Annotated in this window: 22 protein-coding genes and 4 tRNA genes; 7 read left to right on the forward strand and 19 right to left on the reverse strand. The window is 70.1% G+C overall.

Going from position 1 to position 19,233, the window contains the following annotated elements; genetic code table 11:
* Positions 1–68: 68 nt before the first annotated feature.
* From nusG to ACN20J_RS20850, 3 genes are all read right to left on the reverse strand, one after another.
* The gene (gene nusG / locus ACN20J_RS20840; protein WP_190231080.1) at positions 69–968 is read right to left on the reverse strand and encodes a transcription termination/antitermination protein NusG; all 900 of its coding nucleotides are present in this window, start codon (positions 966–968) and stop codon (positions 69–71) included.
* A gap of 77 nt (positions 969–1,045) precedes the next feature.
* On the reverse strand, positions 1,046–1,333 hold the full coding sequence (secE, locus tag ACN20J_RS20845) for a preprotein translocase subunit SecE (RefSeq protein ID WP_055610500.1): 288 nt from the start codon (positions 1,331–1,333) through the stop codon (positions 1,046–1,048).
* 111 nt (positions 1,334–1,444) lie between these two features.
* A tRNA-Trp gene (locus ACN20J_RS20850) sits at positions 1,445–1,517 on the reverse strand.
* Between the two features lie 203 nt (positions 1,518–1,720).
* Between ACN20J_RS20850 and ACN20J_RS20855 the strand changes: the two genes are divergently transcribed.
* Together ACN20J_RS20855 and ACN20J_RS20860 are read left to right on the forward strand one after the other, a co-directional pair.
* Complete coding sequence (locus ACN20J_RS20855) at positions 1,721–2,947, forward strand: pyridoxal phosphate-dependent aminotransferase (RefSeq protein ID WP_190231079.1); 1,227 nt, start codon at positions 1,721–1,723, stop codon at positions 2,945–2,947.
* Positions 2,948–3,096: 149 nt separating this feature from the next.
* Positions 3,097–4,125 (forward strand): adenosine deaminase, encoded by a 1,029-nt coding sequence (locus ACN20J_RS20860; RefSeq protein ID WP_361993707.1) that lies wholly within the window; start codon positions 3,097–3,099, stop codon positions 4,123–4,125.
* On the opposite strand, the gene ACN20J_RS20865 is transcribed toward ACN20J_RS20860, so the two are convergent.
* The 10 genes from ACN20J_RS20865 to ACN20J_RS20910 form a co-directional block, all read right to left on the reverse strand.
* Entirely contained in the window at positions 4,070–4,789 is a 720-nt protein-coding gene (locus tag ACN20J_RS20865) for a hypothetical protein (protein ID WP_189844523.1), read from the reverse strand. The two genes, ACN20J_RS20860 and ACN20J_RS20865, sit on opposite strands and share 56 nt — an antisense overlap.
* Before the next feature lie 60 nt (positions 4,790–4,849).
* Positions 4,850–5,905 (reverse strand): UDP-N-acetylmuramate dehydrogenase, encoded by a 1,056-nt coding sequence (locus ACN20J_RS20870; RefSeq protein WP_190231078.1) that lies wholly within the window; start codon positions 5,903–5,905, stop codon positions 4,850–4,852.
* Between the two features lie 79 nt (positions 5,906–5,984).
* Complete coding sequence (locus ACN20J_RS20875; RefSeq protein WP_189844525.1) at positions 5,985–6,362, reverse strand: DUF3291 domain-containing protein; 378 nt, start codon at positions 6,360–6,362, stop codon at positions 5,985–5,987.
* 63 nt (positions 6,363–6,425) lie between these two features.
* The gene (locus ACN20J_RS20880; protein WP_190231077.1) at positions 6,426–7,871 is read right to left on the reverse strand and encodes a DHA2 family efflux MFS transporter permease subunit; all 1,446 of its coding nucleotides are present in this window, start codon (positions 7,869–7,871) and stop codon (positions 6,426–6,428) included.
* A gap of 92 nt (positions 7,872–7,963) precedes the next feature.
* Positions 7,964–8,533: a TetR/AcrR family transcriptional regulator gene (locus ACN20J_RS20885; protein ID WP_206190651.1), complete on the reverse strand. Its 570-nt coding sequence runs from the start codon at positions 8,531–8,533 to the stop codon at positions 7,964–7,966.
* Between the two features lie 151 nt (positions 8,534–8,684).
* Positions 8,685–9,113: a MaoC family dehydratase gene (locus tag ACN20J_RS20890; RefSeq protein ID WP_055610493.1), complete on the reverse strand. Its 429-nt coding sequence runs from the start codon at positions 9,111–9,113 to the stop codon at positions 8,685–8,687.
* A 4-nt stretch (positions 9,114–9,117) separates the two neighbouring features.
* The gene (locus ACN20J_RS20895) at positions 9,118–9,570 is read right to left on the reverse strand and encodes a MaoC family dehydratase N-terminal domain-containing protein (protein WP_055610492.1); all 453 of its coding nucleotides are present in this window, start codon (positions 9,568–9,570) and stop codon (positions 9,118–9,120) included.
* A gap of 88 nt (positions 9,571–9,658) precedes the next feature.
* Positions 9,659–9,823 carry a 50S ribosomal protein L33 gene (rpmG, locus tag ACN20J_RS20900; RefSeq protein ID WP_003948671.1) on the reverse strand — a complete coding sequence of 55 codons (165 nt, stop codon included), beginning with the start codon at positions 9,821–9,823 and terminating at the stop codon, positions 9,659–9,661.
* 96 nt (positions 9,824–9,919) lie between these two features.
* Positions 9,920–9,992 (reverse strand) — tRNA-Met (locus tag ACN20J_RS20905).
* Positions 9,993–10,038: 46 nt separating this feature from the next.
* Positions 10,039–10,111: transfer RNA gene (locus tag ACN20J_RS20910), tRNA-Thr, on the reverse strand.
* 273 nt (positions 10,112–10,384) lie between these two features.
* On the opposite strand from ACN20J_RS20910, the gene ACN20J_RS20915 reads away from it, so the two are divergent.
* A complete protein-coding gene (locus tag ACN20J_RS20915) occupies positions 10,385–11,659 on the forward strand; it encodes an amidohydrolase family protein (protein WP_190231074.1) in 1,275 nt (424 codons plus the stop codon).
* Positions 11,660–11,812: 153 nt separating this feature from the next.
* Here the strand turns inward: ACN20J_RS20915 and ACN20J_RS20920 are convergent, their stop codons facing one another.
* The gene (locus ACN20J_RS20920) at positions 11,813–12,985 is read right to left on the reverse strand and encodes a hypothetical protein (RefSeq protein WP_419666503.1); all 1,173 of its coding nucleotides are present in this window, start codon (positions 12,983–12,985) and stop codon (positions 11,813–11,815) included.
* A 65-nt stretch (positions 12,986–13,050) separates the two neighbouring features.
* On the opposite strand from ACN20J_RS20920, the gene ACN20J_RS20925 reads away from it, so the two are divergent.
* Positions 13,051–13,707, forward strand: coding sequence for an NAD(P)H-binding protein (locus ACN20J_RS20925; RefSeq protein ID WP_189844529.1), 657 nt, complete (start codon positions 13,051–13,053; stop codon positions 13,705–13,707).
* A gap of 86 nt (positions 13,708–13,793) precedes the next feature.
* Positions 13,794–14,171: a nuclear transport factor 2 family protein gene (locus ACN20J_RS20930; RefSeq protein ID WP_419666504.1), complete on the forward strand. Its 378-nt coding sequence runs from the start codon at positions 13,794–13,796 to the stop codon at positions 14,169–14,171.
* Between the two features lie 82 nt (positions 14,172–14,253).
* Here ACN20J_RS20930 and ACN20J_RS20935 read toward each other — a convergent pair whose 3' ends face one another.
* Both ACN20J_RS20935 and ACN20J_RS20940 read right to left on the reverse strand, forming a co-directional pair.
* Entirely contained in the window at positions 14,254–14,466 is a 213-nt protein-coding gene (locus ACN20J_RS20935) for a hypothetical protein (RefSeq protein WP_189844530.1), read from the reverse strand.
* A gap of 206 nt (positions 14,467–14,672) precedes the next feature.
* Positions 14,673–14,754 (reverse strand) — tRNA-Tyr (locus tag ACN20J_RS20940).
* Positions 14,755–14,956: 202 nt separating this feature from the next.
* Here ACN20J_RS20940 and ACN20J_RS20945 point away from each other — a divergent pair.
* Positions 14,957–15,445, forward strand: coding sequence for a YajQ family cyclic di-GMP-binding protein (locus tag ACN20J_RS20945; RefSeq protein WP_190231134.1), 489 nt, complete (start codon positions 14,957–14,959; stop codon positions 15,443–15,445).
* Positions 15,446–15,545: 100 nt separating this feature from the next.
* Here ACN20J_RS20945 and ACN20J_RS20950 read toward each other — a convergent pair whose 3' ends face one another.
* Complete coding sequence (locus ACN20J_RS20950; protein ID WP_189844531.1) at positions 15,546–15,812, reverse strand: GlsB/YeaQ/YmgE family stress response membrane protein; 267 nt, start codon at positions 15,810–15,812, stop codon at positions 15,546–15,548.
* 198 nt (positions 15,813–16,010) lie between these two features.
* On the opposite strand from ACN20J_RS20950, the gene ACN20J_RS20955 reads away from it, so the two are divergent.
* Positions 16,011–17,306, forward strand: a complete 1,296-nt coding sequence (locus ACN20J_RS20955) for an APC family permease (protein ID WP_419666505.1) — start codon at positions 16,011–16,013, stop codon at positions 17,304–17,306.
* Positions 17,307–17,473: 167 nt separating this feature from the next.
* On the opposite strand, the gene ACN20J_RS20960 is transcribed toward ACN20J_RS20955, so the two are convergent.
* Both ACN20J_RS20960 and ACN20J_RS20965 read right to left on the reverse strand, forming a co-directional pair.
* Positions 17,474–18,040, reverse strand: coding sequence for an SMI1/KNR4 family protein (locus tag ACN20J_RS20960; RefSeq protein WP_364186349.1), 567 nt, complete (start codon positions 18,038–18,040; stop codon positions 17,474–17,476).
* 51 nt (positions 18,041–18,091) lie between these two features.
* The gene (locus ACN20J_RS20965) at positions 18,092–19,231 is read right to left on the reverse strand and encodes a barstar family protein (RefSeq protein ID WP_419666506.1); all 1,140 of its coding nucleotides are present in this window, start codon (positions 19,229–19,231) and stop codon (positions 18,092–18,094) included.
* Between the last annotated feature and the right edge of the window lie 2 nt (positions 19,232–19,233).

The raw sequence follows: 19,233 nt of genomic DNA on the forward strand, positions 1-19,233 counted from the left end.
CAGACAGGCTTTGAGGGCCCGTCTGACCTGGTCGGAGGCGTGTGTTCCGGAAGATCGTCCCGCGAGGGTCAGTTCTTCTGGATCTGGTCGAAGCTCAGCTCGACCGGGGTCTCGCGGCCGAAGATCTCGACGAGGCCCTTGACCTTCTTCGAGTCGGCGTTGATCTCGTTGATGGTCGCCTGCAGCGTCGCGAACGGGCCGTCGGTGACGGTGACCGAGTCGCCGACCTCGAAGTCCAGCACCTGGACCTCGAGCTTGCGGGACGGAGCCGGCTTGCCCTCGGCCTCGGCCGCCTCGCGGGCGGCCTTCTCCTCGGCCTCCGGAGCGAGCATCTTGACGATCTCGTCCAGCGTCAGCGGGTACGGGTCGTACGCGTTGCCCACGAAGCCGGTGACACCGGGGGTGTTGCGGACGACGCCCCAGGACTCGTTCGTCAGGTCCATGCGCACCAGCACGTAGCCGGGGAGCTTGTTCTGACGGACGGTCTTGCGCTCGCCGTTCTTGATCTGCGCGACCTCTTCCTGCGGCACCTCGGCCGCGAAGATGAAGTCCTCGACGTTCAGAGAGACGGCACGCTGTTCGAGGTTCGTCTTCACGCGGTTCTCGTAACCCGCGTACGTGTGGATGACGTACCACTCGCCGGGCAGCCTGCGGAGCTCCTCGCGGAGGGCCACGACGGGGTCGACCGGCTCGGCCTCTTCTTCTTCGGCCTCTTCGAGCTTCTCGTCGTCGGCCTCGTCGGAGACGGCCGCGTCCTCGGCGTCCGCGTCGGCTTCGGTGTCCACGTCGGTCTCGACGTCCTCGCCGGACTCGTCCTCGACGTGCAGGGCAGCCTCTTCGGCGGCCTCGCCGGCTTCGGCGTCTGCAGCCTCGACCTCGTCCTCGACGTCCGCGCCCTCGACGATGTCGAGCTCGTCGTCAACGGACTCGACCGACTCGCCGGCGTCGTTCAGGTTCGGGTCAGACACGGTGGCTGCTTCTTCCTGGATCATGGGGGTGGAACACGCGAAAGCGGGCGCCGGGTACGGCGCCCTTCGCGCTTGGCTCAGCCGAATACGTACTTGGCGGCCTTGTCGAGTCCGAAGTCAATCACAGTCACCAGACCGATCATGATGACAACGAACACAATCACCACTGTGGTGTACGTCGTCAGCTGATTCCGGGTCGGCCAGACAACCTTGCGGAGTTCCGCGACGATCTGGCGGTAGAAGAGGGCAAGGCGCTTCAGCGGGCCCTTCTTGGCACGCTTACCGCCCTTGCGGCCCTTCTTCTGGGACTCCGGCGCCTCATCCTGGGCATCAGGCATGTCGATGGAGCCCACGGCGTCCGTCACTCGTCCTCACCTGATTCCGGGTCGTGGCCGTGCCGCGCCCGGGTATGAGCCGCACGGCGGTGTTATTGCAGTACGTACATGCGCACACATCCTGGCGAAAGGAGTGTGTAGCAGGGCCGGAGGGACTTGAACCCCCAACCGCTGGTTTTGGAGACCAGTGCTCTACCAATTGAGCTACGACCCTTTGTTTCCCCAACAACGTACCGCATCCGCCCGGGTGCTCGGTGTGCACCGGGTGGGCGCGGCCGGTGAAGGCCAACGAGGTGAGAGTGTACGTGGTCGACGGCCGGTCGTCGAACAGAAAGTGTCCGTAAGGACTTTGTCGGTCGGCGCTCACTCTGTGAAACCGGTGTGCCGGGGAGGTTTCGTGTCTGGAACGATGGGCCCATGAGCCCTGCAACCCCTCCCACCGAGCGCCGGGTCTCCGCCCGGGTCGGTGCGATCTCCGAGTCCGCCACCCTCGCCGTGGACGCCAAGGCCAAGGCCCTCAAGGCCGCAGGACGTCCGGTGATCGGCTTCGGCGCCGGTGAGCCCGACTTCCCGACCCCGGGCTACATCGTCGAGGCCGCCATCGAGGCCTGCAAGAACCCGAAGTACCACCGGTACACGCCGGCCGGCGGCCTTCCCGAGCTGAAGGCGGCGATCGTCGCCAAGACGCTGCGCGATTCCGACTACGAGGTTGACGCCTCCCAGGTCCTGGTGACCAACGGCGGCAAGCAGGCCATCTACGAGGCGTTCGCCGCGATCCTCGACCCGGGCGACGAGGTCATCGTCCCGGCGCCCTACTGGACGACGTACCCGGAGTCGATCCGTCTCGCCGGCGGTGTCCCGGTCGAGGTCGTCGCCGACGAGACCACCGGCTACCGCGTCTCGGTCGAGCAGCTGGAGGCGGCCCGTACGGAGAAGACGAAGGTCGTCCTCTTCGTGTCGCCGTCGAACCCGACGGGCGCCGTCTACAGCGCCGAGGACACCGAGGCGATCGGCCGCTGGGCCGTCGAGCACGGTCTGTGGGTGCTGACGGACGAGATCTACGAGCACCTGGTCTACGGGGACGCGAAGTTCACCTCGCTGCCCGCGATCCTGCCCGAGCTGCGCGACAAGTGCATCGTGGTCAACGGCGTCGCGAAGACGTATGCGATGACCGGCTGGCGTGTCGGGTGGATCATCGGCCCGAAGGACGTGGTGAAGGCCGCGACGAACCTCCAGTCGCACGCCACGTCGAACGTGTCGAACGTCGCCCAGGCCGCCGCCATCGCCGCTGTCTCCGGCGACCTGAAGGCCGTCGCCGAGATGCGCGAGGCCTTCGACCGCCGCCGCAAGACCATCGTGCGGATGCTCAACGAGATCGACGGCGTGCTCTGCCCGGAGCCCGAGGGCGCCTTCTACGCGTACCCCTCGGTGAAGGCCCTCATCGGCAAGGAGATCCGCGGCAGGCGCCCGCAGGACTCCGTCGAGCTGGCCGCGCTGATCCTGGAGGAGGCCGAGGTCGCGGTCGTCCCGGGCGAGGCCTTCGGCACGCCGGGCTACCTGCGGCTCTCGTACGCGCTGGGTGACGAGGACCTCGTCGAGGGCGTCTCGCGCATCCAGAAGCTGCTGGCCGAGGCCAAGGACTGAACCCTCCCACCGTGAGTGGGTACGAGCGGGCCGCTTCCCTCCGGGAGGCGGCCCGCTTCTTCGTGTCGTGGTTCGTGTCTCAGTGCGAGCAAGACCACGTTCAGGGAAAGCGCTACCGATACGGAGGCGGCGTACGGCAGGATCCTGGAATGGAGCACGTACGTGATGTCTCTGAGCTGCCCAAAGCTCATCTGCACCTGCATTTCACCGGGTCGATGCGGATCACCACTCTGCTGGAACTGGCCGACAAGCACGGGATCCACCTTCCCGACGCGCTGACCAGCGGGGAGCCGCCGAAACTGCGAGCCACCGACGAGCGGGGCTGGTTCCGTTTCCAGCGGCTGTACGACGCGGCGCGGTCGTGCCTCAGAGATCCCGAGGACATCCAGCGGCTGGTGCGGGAGGCCGCCGAGGAGGACATCAAGGACGGCTCGGGGTGGCTGGAGATCCAGGTCGACCCGACCTCGTACGCGCCGCGGCTGGGTGGGCTGATCCCGGCGCTGGAGATCATCCTGGACGCCGTGGACTCGGCCGCGCGGGAGACCGGGCTCGGGATGCGGGTCCTGGTGGCCGCGAACCGGATGAAGCATCCGCTGGACGCCCGCACGCTGGCCCGGCTGGCCGTGCGGTACGCGGACCGCGGCATCGTCGGCTTCGGGCTCTCCAACGACGAGCGGCGCGGGATGGCGCGGGACTTCGACCGGGCGTTCGCCATCGCGCGTGAGGGCGGGCTGCTGGCGGCGCCGCACGGCGGCGAGCTGACAGGCCCGGCGTCCGTCCGCGACTGCCTGGACGACCTGCACGCCTCGCGGATCGGGCACGGGGTGCGGGCGGCCGAGGACCCGCGGCTGCTGAAGCGGCTCGCGGACCGGGGCATCACCTGCGAGGTCTGCCCGGCGTCGAACGTCGCCCTGGGGGTGTACGAGAAGCCGGAGGACGTCCCCCTGCGCACGCTCTTCGAGGCGGGGGTCCCGCTGGCACTCGGCGCGGACGACCCGCTGCTGTTCGGCTCACGGCTGGCCGCCCAGTACGACATCGCGCGTCAACATCACGCCTTCACGGACGCCGAACTGGCCGAGCTGGCACGGCAGTCGGTACGGGGTTCGGCGGCCCCGCACGACATCAAGGAGAAGCTGCTGTCCGGGATCGACGGCTGGCTGACCGCCCCGGCCGCCTGAAGTGGGCGTGGGGCGGATACGCCTGGAAGCCGATGTCCAGTTCCGTGTGCCGTCCCCGGCTCAGGGGCATGTGCAGCGTGAGCGAGGCGACCAGCACGTCGAGCCCCTTGGCGGCCCTCTTGTCCAGGGGGCCGAAGCCGGCCGCGACCTCCAGCTGGGCGGACGCCGAGGCGAAGGTGTCCCGGGCGCCGAAGAGGAACAGCGTCCGGGCGTGGACGGCGGGGCGGATCCGGTCGACGGGGTCGAGGCGGTCCCAGCGCTGTTCCCAGCGCGCCTGCCATGCCGCCGCGTGGTCGGCGGTGCGCCGTTCGTCGGTGCGGACGGTGCCCGGGGTGCCCCGGGTCAGCCCGCGGCGCAGCGACGGCCATGTGGAGGGTCGCAGGCCCAGTGTCCGGTGGGCGAGGACGAGGTCGACCGGCACTCCGGGCGCGAACGTCCTGGGCACGCTGTCACGCAGCGGGACGTGGACGACGGTGTGCGGGGAGTACGCGGCGAACGAGAACAGCGCGGCGAGGCGGGCCAGTCCGTCGTGGTCGCCGACCAGATAACCCCAGTCCCGCAAGGGGTCGCTGAGTGTGGTGTGGCGCAGTGCGGGGCGCGGCTGGACCACGCGGAACGCGTACCGGCCGGCGCTCGGCCGGAACTCATCGACCCTCAGCCGCACAGGAGTTCTCTCATGCCCTCAGGGTGATCGCCGGACCGGGCGACCGGCAAGCGAAATACCTCAGAGGCTGACGCCGACCGTCACCGGTTCGTTGACGAGTGTGATCCCGAAGGCGGCGTGGACACCCGCGACGACCTCTCGGGCGAGCGCGAGGAGGTCCTCCGTGGTGGCCTCGCCGCGGTTGGTGAGGGCCAGGGTGTGCTTGGTGGAGATGCGGGCGGGGCCGGTGCCGTAGCCCTTGGTGAAGCCGGACTTGTCGATCAGCCAGGCCGCGGAGGTCTTGGTGTGCCCGTCGCCCGCCGGGTACGCGGGCGGGATCACGCCGTCGCCGAGACGCTCGGCCACGCGCGCGTGGAACACGGCGAACTCCTCGTGGGTGAGGATCGGGTTGGTGAAGAACGAGCCCGCCGACCAGGTGTCGTGGTCCTCCGGGTCGAGCACCATGCCCTTGCCGGAGCGCAGCTTCAGGACGGTCTCCCGGGCCTTCTCCAGCGGCACGCGGTCGCCCGGCTCGACACCGAGGGCGCGGGCCGTCTCGGCGTACTTGACCGGCGCGGAGAGCCCGGAGGCGTCCTCCAGGCCGAAGCGGACACGCAGCACGACGAAGCGCTCGGGCTCGGCCTTGAAGCGGCTGTGGCGGTACGAGAAGGCGCACTCGGCGTTCGGAACGGTGACCGTCTCACCGGTCCGCCGGTCGTAGGCGATCACTTCGGTGATCGTCGACGACACCTCCTGGCCGTACGCCCCCACGTTCTGGATGGGCGTCGCACCCGCGGAGCCCGGGATTCCGGCGAGGCACTCGATGCCCGCGAGGCCGGCCTCGACGGTGCGGGCGACGGCGTCGGTCCACACCTCTCCGGCGGCCAGCTCCAGCTTCGTACCGTCGAGGGCGAAGCCGCGGGTGGCGATGCGCAGGGCGGTGCCCGCGAAGCCCTTGTCACCGATGACCAGGTTGGATCCGCCGCCGATCAGCAGCAGCGGTGTGCCGGAGTCGTCGGCCTCGCGGACGGCGGCGATCACCTCGGCGTCGGTCGTGGCGGTGATCAGGCGCGCGGCGGGGCCGCCGAGCCGGAAGGTGGTCAGCGGGGCGAGCGGGGCGTCGTGGAGTTCCAGCACGTGCCCAAGAGTACGAGAACGGCCCCGCCGGTCGGGGCGGGGCCGTTCTCGCGGCTGAACCGTTCGGGGCGTCGGCCGGTCACAGACGGCGCAACGCCTCCGCCCAGTCGAGCGGGAGGTCGTCCGCCGTGACCGTCCACGAGACGAACTTCGCGTCCCGCATCTGGGGGCCGAGGCCCCGGGCGGTCGGCGCGTGCGTGCCGGAGCGGGCGAAGTTCTTGAGCGCCGCGGGCGACTCCCAGGCGGACAGGGTCCAGAAGGTCCGCCGCAGCGGGGCCGCCCTGAGCGTGGCGCCGTACGCTCCGGGGGCCTTGCTCACCTGCCGCCAGACGGCCGGTGTCCTGGCGAAGAACTTCAGCGCTCCCCAGCGGGTGCGGGTCTCGAAGCGGGAGGCGAAGACGTGCACCTCGGCGCCCTGCGGCGGCTTGTTCGGCACGGTCCAGGGGAGGGTGGGCATGATCGGACTCCTTTCGGGTTCGCGTTCGGGATCGGGTTCGGATTCCGGGCTCGGTGAGGGCCCTCAGTGGGAGGCCGTCTCCAGCACCCGCTCGGGCGCGGTCCCGGCGCTCTCCTCGCCCGCCTCCGCCGCCCGGCGACGACGGGGGATGAGCAGTGCCGCGACTCCCGCCACGGCCACCGCGGCGGAGCCGACCCAGAGCGCCGGCTGGGTGCCGTCCACGAAGGTCTGCGCGGTCCCGTAGCCGCCCTGGGCGGAGAAGATCGAGGCCATCACCGCGATACCGAGGGCGCCGCCGACCTCACGCAGCGCGTTGTTCGCGCCGGACGCGATCCCCTGCTCGTGCGGCCGGACGCTGGACATGACCAGGTTGGAGGCGGGGGCGAAGAAGAGGGACATGCCCACACCGCTGATGATCAGGGCGGGCAGCTGCGCCGCGTACGACGTGTCGGGGGCGATCACGGTGGCGAACCAGCCGAGCCCGACGGCCTGGAGGAACAGACCCGCGGCGACGACTGGGCGACCGCCGATCCGGTCGGACAGATAGCCGGCGACGGGCGCGATGAGCATCGGCATCCCCGTCCAGGGCAGCATCCGCAGCCCGGCCTGGGTGGGCGAGTAGCCGAGGACGCCCTGCATGTACTGGCTGAGCAGGAAGATCGAGCCGAACATCCCGAGGAACATCAGCAGGCTGGCCGCGTTGATGCCGGCGAAGGCCCGGTTGCGGAAGAGCCGCATCGGCAGCATCGGGTGCTTGGCGTTGATGCCGTGGAGCACGAAGCCGACGAGCAGAGCGGTACCGGCGAACAGCCCCAGCAGGACTATCCCGTCGGTCCAGCCGACGACGGGCGCCCGGACCAGCCCGTACACGATCCCGAAGAGGCCGCCGCTGGCCAGCAGGGTGCCACGGATGTCGAGCGGGGCGCCGGCGCCGAACGACTCCGACAGACGCAGCCGGGCGAGCGGCAGCAGGACCAGCCCCAGCGGAACGTTCAGCCAGAAGATCCACTGCCAGGAGATGTGCTCGGTGAGGCTGCCGCCGATCAGCGGCCCCGAAGCGACCGCGAGACCGTTGACGGCACCCCAGATCCCGTACGCCATCCCGCGCTTGGCGGCCGGAACGGCGGCCGTGAGAAGGGTCAGCGTCAGCGGCATCATGATGGCGGCGCCGACGCCCTGGACGGCACGGGCGGCGATCAGCGAGTCGATGCCGGGCGCCATGGCCGCGGCGGCGGACGCGGCGGTGAACACGGTGATGCCGACGAGGAAGAGCCGGCGGCGGCCGAACCGGTCGCCCAGAGCCGCGCCGAACATCAGCAGCACGGCGAAGGTGAGCGTGTACGCGCTCACGGTCCATTCCAGATCGGAGAGGTCTCCCCCGAGGTCCTTGCGGATCGAGGGCAGTGCGGTGGTGACGACGAGGTTGTCGAGCGCCGCCATGAACCCGGCGACGCTGGTGATGACGAGGGCCCAGACGGCTCCCCCGCGACGTTCGGTCTGCTGTGACATCGCTCCCCCAGCGGGTGATCGCTGACTTCGATTAGTTATTGCTGACTAACTTTCACGGGCATGAAAGGGCGGCGCTCCTCGCCACCCTTGGTTCAGTGTTCGAGCCGGCCCTTGAGCCGGGCCGAGGGGTAGAGCCCCTCCCAGACCCGGTGCTCGGGCGGAAATCCCATGGCCACCAGGCAGTTGATGAGCATCCCGTACGCCATGAAGGTCGTGGTCTCGTCGACATCGGCACCGAGCGGCAGATGGGCCGTGTCCCACAGGCGCATCCAGCCCGCCCGTACCGCTTCACCGAGTTCACGGTCGCCCGCCTGCTCGGCCGCCGCCACCGCGACGTACATCTGCATCTGCATCAGCAGCCGCTCGGGCTCCTCGGCGATCACCCTGACGTACGCGTCCGCCATGGCGTGCAGGGCCTCCTCGCCCTCCAGCCCCTTGGCCGCGTCCGCGAAGGTGCGCGTGGCCTCCTCCATGCACCGCTCGGCCGCCGCGAGGAAGATCGCCTTCTTGCCCGGGAAGAGCCGGAAGAGGTACGGCTGCGAGACACCCACGCGCTTGGCGATCGCCTCGGTGGACGTGCCGTAGTAGCCGCCCCGGGAGAACTCGCTCATCGCCGCACGGATGACGCTCTCGCGCCTCTCTTCTGCGCTCATCCTGACCATGCGAGTAAGTTAGTACTCAATCACTAACCGAGTCAAGGAGGTGGGGTGCGGAGAGAAGAAGCAAGCGGCGCGGGAAGCAGGAAGTAAGGGGCGCCCGCAATGGCGGACGCCCCTTACTCTCACCCCTCGCGCCCCTGCCGGGCCCTGCCCGTCAGGCGAGGCGGACGACCGCGCGGGACATGCCCAGGACCTTCTGGCCCGCACTCATCGCGACGAGGTCGACGCGGACGGTGTTGTCGTCGAGCTTGGCCGCGACCTTGCCGCTGACCTCGATCGTGGCGCCCTGGTCGTCGTTCGGGACGACGACCGGCTTGGTGAAGCGGACGCCGTACTCGACGACCGCGCCCGGGTCGCCGGTCCAGTCGGTGACGACCCGGACCGCCTCGGCCATGGTGAACATGCCGTGCGCGATGACGTCCGGGAGGCCGACCTCCTTGGCGAACTTCTCGTTCCAGTGGATCGGGTTGAAGTCCCCCGAGGCGCCCGCGTACCGCACGAGCGTGGCGCGCGTCACGCCGAAGGTCTGGGCCGGCAGTTCGGTGCCGACCTCGACGTCGTCGTACGAGATCTTCGCCGTCATCTGTTCACGCCCCCTCGGCCGCGCGGGACACGAGCTTGGTCCAGGCGGTCACCACGTGCTCGCCCGCCTCGTCGTGGACCTCGCCGCGGATGTCCAGAATGTCGTTGCCCGCCAGCGACTTGATCGCCTCGATGGTGGAGGTGACCGTGAGCCGGTCGCCCGCGCGCACCGGGCGGCGGTGGACGAACTTCTGGTCGCCGTGCACCACACGGCTGTAGTCGAGCCCCAGTTGGGGGTCCTGGACGACCTGTCCCGCCGCCTTGAACGTGATGGTGAACACGAAGGTCGGCGGGGCGATCACATCGGCGTGACCGAGAGCCTTGGCGGCCTCCGGGTCCGTGTACGCGGGATTGGTGTCGCCCACCGCCTCCGCGAACTCGCGGATCTTCTCCCGGCCGACCTCATAGGGCTCGGTGGGCGGATAGGACCGCCCCACGAAGGACTGGTCGAGCGCCATGGGCCCGGCACCTCCTGGTTCGCAACTGGGTGTAACGACGCGAGGCCGCCCCCCGACTTCAGGGGACGGCCTCGTGTACGAGCCTGATTTATCGCGTTTCGCGGTGCGCGGTGTGCGCATTGCAACGCGGGCAGTGCTTCTTCATCTCCAGTCGGTCCGGGTTGTTACGCCGGTTCTTCTTGGTGATGTAGTTCCGCTCCTTGCACTCCACGCAGGCCAGCGTGATCTTCGGGCGGACGTCGGTGGCAGCCACAGGAGTGCTCCTTGACGAACGGATGGGACGATTAGCGCATTAACACACAGAAGAGTAGCCGATCGAAGGACCGACCCCACAATCGGCTACTGTCAGTAGCGGTGACCGGACTTGAACCGGTGACACAGCGATTATGAGCCGCTTGCTCTACCGACTGAGCTACACCGCTGAGATGTGATCGGTCCCCGTCTTGCGACGGGAACCTTCCACACCAGAGCCCCAATACGGAATCGAACCGTAGACCTTCTCCTTACCATGGAGACGCTCTACCGACTGAGCTATTGGGGCGAGCGATGAAGACATTACACGCTCGGCCACCGAACGCCCAAATCCGTTTCGCGGCACCTGCCCCGGCCCGTTCCGGGCCGCTCGCGGGGCGTTTCACGCGCCCCTCCCGCACGACGGACCACACCGGTACGACTATTCCGCTCCTCCTCGATGCACGCCGGTCGCCACCCTAGGCTCGACTCACGCTGCGTGATCTTGTGCCCCTCCTTCGCAGCCGCCTGTCCCTCTTTCGCAGCCGCCCTTTCGCAGCCGCCGCCGAGCCCCAGGAGCGCGATGCCCGACAGTCAGCCGCAGCAGCCACACTCCTCCTCGTCCTCGTCGGGCTCCTCGGGTTCGTCCGGCCGGAGCGACGGCTCCGACCTGCTGCTCTGCGGTGCGCGGCTCACCGACGGCCGGACCGTGGACGTGAGGCTGGGCGGCGGGCGCATCGAGGCGGTCGGCACGGCGGGCAGCCTCACCGCGCACAGCGCGCGCGTGGACCTCGCCGGCTATCTGCTCCTGCCGGCCCCGGCCGAGCCCCACGCGCACGGGGACACGGCCCTGTCGGCCGACGGCGACGGACCGGTTTCGTACGAGGCCCACGAGGTCCAGCGCCGTACGACCGAGGCCGCGTTGCTCCAGCTCGGGCACGGGGCCACCGCCCTGCGCTCGCACGTGCGCGTGGGCGATGTGCAGGGGCTGGGTTCGATGGCCGCGGTGCTCCAGGCGCGGCGCGCGCTGCGCGGGCTGGCCGAGTTGGCGGTGGTGGCGATGCCCCGGGTACTGACCGGGCTCGCCGGGGCGGACGGGCTGGCGATACTGCGGGACGCGGTGAAAATGGGCGCCTCCGTAGTGGGTGGTTGTCCAGATTTGGACCCTGATCCGACGGGATACGTGGAGGCGGTCCTGGAGGTCGCCTCGGAGCACGGCTGCCCGGTCGATCTGCACACGGACGGTGACGACCCGGCGCGGCTGGCACGGCTCGCGGCGATGGCCGGCGGACTGCGGCCGGGGGTGACGCTCGGCCCGTGCGGCGGACTCGGGCGGCTGCCCACCGAGGTCGCCTCGCGGGCGGCGGACCAACTGGCCGCGGCCGGCGTGGGCGTGGTCTGTCTGCCCCAGGGCGGCTGCTCGGGCGTGGACCGCCGCGGAACGGCTCCGGTACGGCTGCTGCGGGCGGCCGGGGTGCGGGTGGCGGCCGGGAGCGGCGCCCTCAGGGACGTGTCGAACCCCGTGGGGCGCGGGGACCCCTTGGAGGCGGCGTATCTGCTGGCCTCGCGGTACGGGCTGCGGGCCGGGGACGCCTACGACGCGGTGAGTTCGTCGGCGCGGGCTGCATTGGGGTTGCCCGAAGTCCGGGTAGAGGCCGGGTTCCCCGCGGAGTTGCTCGCGGTGCGCGGGGACCGGCTCGATGCGGCGTTGTCCCTGGCGTACAGCCGGATCGTCGTGCATCGGGGGCGGGTGGTGGCGCGGACGAGTGCGGTACGGGAGTACTGCAACTCCGCTGTGACCGTGGCGTTGGACCTGCCTCGACAGGGGCGGACGGGGCGCGCGGAGGAGCCTTCGTGAGGCTTGGAGGGTCCGGAGGCGGGGTGCTTTTGGCGCGGGCACGCGCGCGTGGAGGCCTGTTCGGGCTCCACGCGCGCGGACCGGTGCCTACGAAATCCGCCCGCCCCGTGGCCGTCGGGCTGCCGACGTGACGGTCGAGTTCCGGACAGGCCGTCAGAAGCCGCTCAGCAGGCCTCCGGTGAACGGGTTGCCCGGACCCCCGAACCCGTCCGCGGGTATCTCGGTGGCACCGGACGGGGCGCTGATGTCGCCTGCCTCGCCAAACTTGACCACCAGGGGGAGCCGGGTGCCCTTCGGACCGTCCGCGAGGGCGGCGAGGTCTGCGGAGACCCGGGTCAAGTCGCCGTTCTTCAGGGAGAAGTTGACGGCGATCTTCTTGTTCGGGGCGTCCTTGAGGTCCTCGTCGGTGGGCAGTTCGGCGCCCGCCGGAAGGTCGTCGGCCAGCGGCCGGAGCTTGTCGAGGACACCGGTGAGCAGCTCGCGGAACGAGGCCTTGGCGACGATCCGTTCGACGCCGTCGCTGCCTCCCTCGTTGCTGAAGGTGACCTCGCGGGCGAAGACTCCGCGTACGGCCTTGAGGATCTTCTGCTGGGTCTTGGTGTCGATCTCGCCGGGCCCAGCGGACTTGTCAGCCTTGCTGCCCTTGCCGCCCTTCTCGGAGCCCGAGGCGCCCTTGCCGGCCCGGTCGAGCTTGCTGGTGTCGACCTTGACCCACTCGCCCTCGATGACCTTCTTGAGCTCCTTCTCGCTCTCGGGGAGTTCGTCGGCCGACGGCAGCGGGAAGCCCATGGCCTCACCGACCGCCTTCATGTCGGCGCGGTAGTACGTGTAGTCGCCGACGAGGCGGTATTCGGCCAGAACGCCGTCGGGCCCCGAGATCGTCACGCCCGTACCGACGAGGTCCTTCTCCCCCGAGTCGGCGAGCGGCTTCCTCGACTCGACGGACACCTTCACCCGCACTCCGGTGAAGAGTTCGGCGAGCTCGGGCGGCATCTCCTCGCCGGGCTCGGCCTCCTCGGCCAGCTTCGTGAGGGCGGAGGGCTTGGCGTCGAGCCCCAACTCGAAGGCCAGCGACTTCTTTTCGCCGAGCCCTTCGAAGGCGTGGTCGACCTTCTGACCTGCGGTGAGGTTCTCGACCGTGCCGCAGGCGGCCACGCCGGCGAGCAGCGCCGTGGTGCAGGCGGCCGCGGTGAGGGTCTTGCGCAGGGCAGGGCGGTTGCGCGTGGCAGGGCTCATGCGCGTCGCAAGGCTCTCGCGTGTGGTGGTGATGACGGTCTCCTTCATGACGCCGTGCGGCGTCACCCCTCGTACACAGTGATCGTTCATGAGACTCACGAGTTATCCACAGGGTTGTGCGGCGAGTGGGGTCGTCCGGGCGTACGGTCGGAAACATGCGCATTGTTATCGCTGGAGGTCATGGTCAGATCGCGCTGCGGTTGGAGCGGCTGCTCTCCGCGCGCGGTGACGAGGTGGCGGGGATCATCCGCCGCGCCGAGCAGAGCGAGGATCTGCGGGCGGCCGGCGCCGAGCCGGTCGTGTGCGATCTGGAGTCCGCTTCGGTCGAGGAGGTCGCCACGCATCTGGAGGGCGCGGACGCCGCCGTCTTCGCGGCGGGCGCGGGCCCGGGCAGCGGGGTGGACCGCAAGAACACCGTGGACCGGGGCGCCGCCGTGCTGTTCGCGGACGCGGCCGCCCGGGCCGGAGTGCGTCGGCATGTCGTCGTGTCGTCGATGGGCGCGGATCCGGAGCACCCAGGGGACGACATCTTCGACGCGTATCTGCGCGCCAAGGGCGAGGCGGACGCGTACGTACGCGCTCACCGGGGCCTGGACTGGACGATCCTGCGTCCCGGGATGCTGACGAACGACGCCGGTACCGGTCTCGTACGTCTGGAGGCCGCCACGGGGCGCGGCCCCATCCCGCGCGACGACGTCGCGGCGGTCCTCGCGGAACTGGTGGACACTCCGGCGACGGCCGGGCTGACGCTGGAGCTGATCAGCGGCTCGGCGCCGGTGTCCGTGGCGGTGAAGTCGGTGGCCGGGAACTGACCGGGGGACCGGGAGACCGGGAGGACGCACGCGGGCGTGGGGCGGTGATCGGCCGCCCCGCCCCGCGAGCGGGAGGGGGAGGTTCCGTGCCCGTTGAGATACCCGCAGCCCAGGAAGCATTGCTGCGGAAGATGTACGACGTCTTCAGCACCCCCGAACGCGACGCGTTCATCCCCCACTGCCTGGCGCCCGACGTGAACTGGCCGAACGTCGCCGACGGGGTCCGCCTGCACGGCCCCGAGGCGGTACACGCCTACTGGGCCGCCCAGTTCGCAGCCGCACACCCCCTCGTACGACTGGAGGGGCTGCGCCTCGACGAGGACGGGCGCCGCGTGATCGCTGTGGTGCGACTCGGACTGCGGGACGCCGTCACGGGCGAACACTGGGCGGAGGAGCCGGTCGAGCACGTGTACGCCTTCGGGGCGGACGGGCTGGTGAGCAGGATGGACGTACGTCGGCCCTGAACCGGCGGGGCGCGGCTAGGCGCGGGATCAGTGGGGCAGCAAGGGGCTGCGGGGTCGGGGGCCAGCGAGCGGGCAGCCGAGGTCAGAAGAGCGGCATCTGGCCGGGGAACTCCGCGACGACGTACCCGTCCAGCGCCGGCTGCGCGGCGCCCAGCTCCGCCTGTCTGCGCGATCCGGGGCACGACACGAGCTCCCCACTCCCCCGCGCCCCCGGCGGGTCGTGCCGGGCGAACCGCCCCGCGACAACGGCGATCTCGCGACGGCACTCGGGGCAGTTCCTGCGACGTGAGGACATGAACTCAGGGTACGAAGGAAGCGGCGGAAGGCCGCGGAGGCCCCGGCCCAGGAATCGGCCGCCAGGCTGCTCGCGACAGAGCCGGCAGCCCGGAGACAGGGACAGCGTCCAAGGTCCACGCTCGCCCCTGAGGGCGCACCACCCCAGACACGCAGAAACCCCCTCCGAACTGCAAGAATGCAGTTCTGAGGGGGTTTCTCTCAGCGTGGCGGCGCCAGGATTCGAACCTGGGAAGGCTGAGCCGGCAGATTTACAGTCTGCTCCCTTTGGCCGCTCGGGCACACCGCCGGGGTCGCTGCCGTTCGAACCGCTATTCGGCGGCGCTCCGTGGCAACGACGTAAACGATACCCGATGCTCGGGGGTGCTTCGCCACCCGATTGATCGGCCCCAGGAGGGGAGCGGGTGGCTAGGCTTATGCGGATGCGGCCCGGGACCGACGCGGTGCTCGACGGCCGCCACTACGCACCCCGATACAAGGAGCCACAGGACATGGCCGACTCCAGTTTCGACATCGTCTCGAAGGTCGAGCGGCAGGAGGTCGACAACGCCCTCAACCAGGCCGGCAAGGAGATCTCGCAGCGCTACGACTTCAAGAACGTCGGCGCCTCCATCTCCTGGTCCGGCGAGAAGATCCTCATGGAGGCGAACTCCGAGGAGCGGGTCAAGGCCATCCTCGACGTGTTCCAGTCCAAGCTGGTCAAGCGAGGCATCTCGCTCAAGGCACTGGACGCCGGCGAGCCCCAGCTCTCCGGCAAGGAGTACAAGATCTTCGCCTCGATCGAGGAAGGCATCTCCCAGGAGAACGCGAAAAAGGTGGCGAAGATCATTCGTGATGAGGGCCCGAAGGGCGTCAAGGCGCAGGTGCAGGGCGAGGAGCTGCGGGTCAGCTCGAAGAGCCGTGACGACCTGCAGGCCGTACAGGCGCTGCTGAAGGGCCAGGACTTCGACTTCGCGTTGCAGTTCGTCAACTACCGGTGACCGCGTGCTCGTTGCGCGTACGTAAGGCAGCACGAGGAAGGGTGGGCACCGTGGGTGCCCACCCTTCTCGCCTGCTGGCCGCGGTCTCGGGGGCGTGCGCTCAGTTGCGCGAGTTGCCGAACAGGAGGCGGTAGGCGATCAGCAGGACGAGCGAGCCGCCGATCGCGGCGGCCCAGGTGGCACCGTCGTAGAAGTCCTTGGCAACCGGGTGGTCCAGCCAACGGGCCGATATCCAGCCGCCGATGAACGCACCCGCGACGCCGATCAGCGTCGTGCCGATGAAGCCGCCGGGATCACGGCCCGGCAGCAGGAATTTGGCGATGGCTCCGGCCAACAGCCCAAGGATGATCCAGCTGATGATGCCCATGCCGTGAACCTGCCTCTCCGTGCTGTGCCTGTGCTGTGATCTTTCTCCGGCCAGGCTTTGTTCATGCCGTTCTGGTGTTGCCGATCGCGCGCTTGTTTGCTCGCTTGTTCGTTTGCTGTCACTGGTGTTCGTTTGCTGTTGCTGGGGAGGACGTCGGCACGGCGGCGACCGGTTGCACTGATCAGTAGGGTGCGACCCATGGCACAGTCGGATTCCGGCCGAACCGGTTCGGCCCGGCCCGGAGCGTCGCAGCGCACGGCGGAGCTGAAGCGGACGCTCGGCGTCGGCGACGCCGTTGTCATCGGCCTCGGATCCATGGTCGGTGCGGGAATCTTCGCCGCCCTGGGGCCCGCGGCACGGGCCGCCGGGTCCGGACTTCTCCTCGGCCTGGGCATCGCCGCCGTCGTCGCCTATTGCAACGCGACAGCGTCGGCGCGCCTCGCCGCCCGCTACCCCGCGTCCGGCGGGACGTACGTATACGGGCGGGAGCGGCTCGGGGAGTTCTGGGGGTATCTGGCGGGCTGGTCGTTCGTCGTCGGCAAGACCTCCTCGTGTGCGGCGATGGCGCTCACCGTGGGCGCGTACGTCTGGCCGGAGCAGGCGCACGCCGTGGCCGTCGGGGCCGTGGTGGCGCTGACCGCGGTGAACTACGGCGGTGTCCAGAAGTCCGCGTGGCTGACGCGGGCGATCGTGGCGGTGGTCCTAGGGGTCCTCGCTTCCGTGGTCGTCGTGTCTCTCACCTCCGCGCACGCCGACGCCGGGCGGCTGGACGTGGGGGTCTCCGGAGGTGTCGGCGGCGTGCTTCAGTCAGCCGGCCTGCTGTTCTTCGCCTTCGCCGGGTACGCGCGGATCGCGACGCTCGGCGAGGAGGTGCGGGATCCGGCGCGCACCATTCCGCGCGCGATCCCGCTCGCGCTGGGCATCGCGCTGGTCGTGTACGCGGCTGTCGCGGTGGCCGTCCTCTCTGTGTTGGGGTCGGGCGGGCTCGGTCGGGCAACGGCACCACTGGCCGACGCGGTGCGCGCCGCGGGCATGCCGGAACTCGTCCCGGTCGTGCGGGTGGGCGCCGCCGTAGCAGCGCTCGGCTCCCTTCTCGCGCTGATCCTGGGGGTGTCACGGACCACGCTGGCGATGGCCCGCGACGGGCATCTGCCGAGCGCGCTGGCCGCCGTGCATCCGCGCTTCCAGGTGCCTCATCGGGCGGAGTTGGCCGTCGGAGCGGTGGTCGTCGCGGTGACCGCGACGGTGGATGTGCGGGGTGCTATCGGCTTCTCCTCCTTCGGGGTACTCGTGTACTACGCGATCGCCAACGCGGCGGCCTGGACGTTGAGTTCGACGGTCGTGTCCCGGGTTGCGCCAGTGGTGGGGCTGGCGGGGTGTGTGACCTTGGCTTTCGCGTTGCCGTGGGTGTCGGTGGTTGTGGGCGTGGGCGTGCTGGGGTTGGGAGCGGGCGTGTATGGGGTGAGGAGACGGCTGTCCCGTGCTGAGCGCTGAGCGGGCGGAGCTCCGTACGGAGGGTTCAGCGCAGAGGGCTCGGCGCTGAGGGCGCTTGTAGGAGATGCGGGTCATGGGGGCCGGCTCGCCCCGCGGCGGAGCCGCAAATGTCACAGTCCCGCGCCCCTCCCGGAAAGGGCGCCCCCTAGTCGAAGGCTGAAACTCCGCTACGAAGCCCGCGCCGCCCCCGTGCGTATGCGGAAGTCGCCCCACGGCTCCAGATCCGCGCCGTCGTGGGACTCGTCGTACCAGCCCGTGCCGTCGAGCCAGGTGTGGAGCCAGGCCGTGAGGGTGGGCGCGTCCACGTACCAGGCGTGGTCGGCCTCGTCCGCGTTGGGCTCGAAGAGGAGGACGGTGGCGTCGGGGGTGCGGCAGTCCACGCAGGCGTACATCCCGCAGCCCCAGTGGGATATCGGCAGGACGCCCTCGGGCCAGGGCCATTCGGGGTCCTTGCGGCCGCTCTCGCGATGGGCGAGGTACTGCGCGACGACGGCGGGTTCGCCGGACGGCGGGCTGTCGAGCAGGGGAAGCAGACCGTACTCCGGGCCGAATCCTCCGTCGCCTATCCGCAGATAGAGGGCGGCGAGCAGCGGCGGGATGGTGAAGCCCAGGGTGGACTCCGCGCGGGCGAGCGTCGCCGCGTCCACGGGCTCGGGGAGCGAAGGCCAGCCCCACGGCCGGGAGTTGCGTGCCTCGGTGGAGACACGTGCCAGCAACTGCTCGATCTCGGTCATGCATTCATGATGCAGGGCGCCACTGACATTCGGGCAGCCTGTGGACAACCCTCATTCGAGACGGACGGCGATGCCCTTCTCCCCAAAGAATTCAAGGAGTTCCTCGAACGTCCAGGGCCGCTGACCTGTGCGCGGGACGAGGCCGAGGCAGGTACGGGCGACCTCCGCGTCGTGCCAGACGAGGGTGAAGGGCCACCGAGCTCCCCAGCGGCCGCAGAGGCAGTCGGCGAGCGCGTCCAGCCCCCAACCGAAATAGCCTCCGGGCCCGTTCACCGCCTCGCCCAGCGCGCAGAAGAAGCCCGGCAGGTCGGTGATGCGGCGGCCGTCGAGGTGAAACGTGCCGCCGGCTTCTGCGTCGGGCCTGTCCGGCTCGTGATGGTCCAACGCCATGCTCAGCCAGTGGCGGCGGCCCTCCGCGCCGCACCCGGCCCAGAGACCGGGCTCGGTGGGCCGGCCGCCGTCCCACAGCTCCCAGACCTCCTCGGCCGCGGTCGGAGGCCGCTCCGACCAGGGTTCGAGCGTGACGTCCACCAGGCCACGGCCGCGCGCGGACGGGATCCATGCCACGAGTTCGCCCTCGACGGCGGACTGGACGGTGCGGCCGGACGCGTCCAGGCGTATCAGCCTGGCGTGTCCGAGGTCCTCCTCCCCCGCGTCCAGGGCCGCCTGGAGGGCTCCGCGCGGGGCGCAGCCGAGCACCCGCACCCACGGTTCGGCGAGGTCCGGCTGCCCGTCCAGGACATGCGCCAGGTCCCGGCAGCCGCCCCATGGTTCGCTCTGTGCACCGAGCAGCCGGTAGCCCGGGGAGAGCGGCGGGCACTGCGGATAGTCGTACGGGTTGTCCGGCGACTCGCTCGCCTCGATCGTGATGTCGCGCAGCGACAGGTCACGCGCGCACGGGCGGTCGCCGAGGACGCGTACGTCCTCCAGGAACCACTCCTCGACCTGTGCGCCCTCCTTGTCGAGGATCTCCAGGGTCAGCGTGCCGACGGGCGCCGAGCCGTCCTCACGCGCACGCGTGAGGACCTTGCTCAGCTCGCCCTCGGGGGCACAGCCGATCAGTTCGTACGTCCCGCGCGCGGGAGGCTGCGGATCGCCGAAGAGGTTCTCGGCTTCCGCGCACAGGGCCCAGATCTCGTCGATCTCGTCCTCGGCGCTGTACGCCGCGAGGGCGTACTTCGGGGGCTCCACCT

Source organism: Streptomyces sp. 2-1 (genome assembly GCF_048564895.1).
GTDB classification, from domain to species: domain Bacteria; phylum Actinomycetota; class Actinomycetes; order Streptomycetales; family Streptomycetaceae; genus Streptomyces; species Streptomyces phaeochromogenes.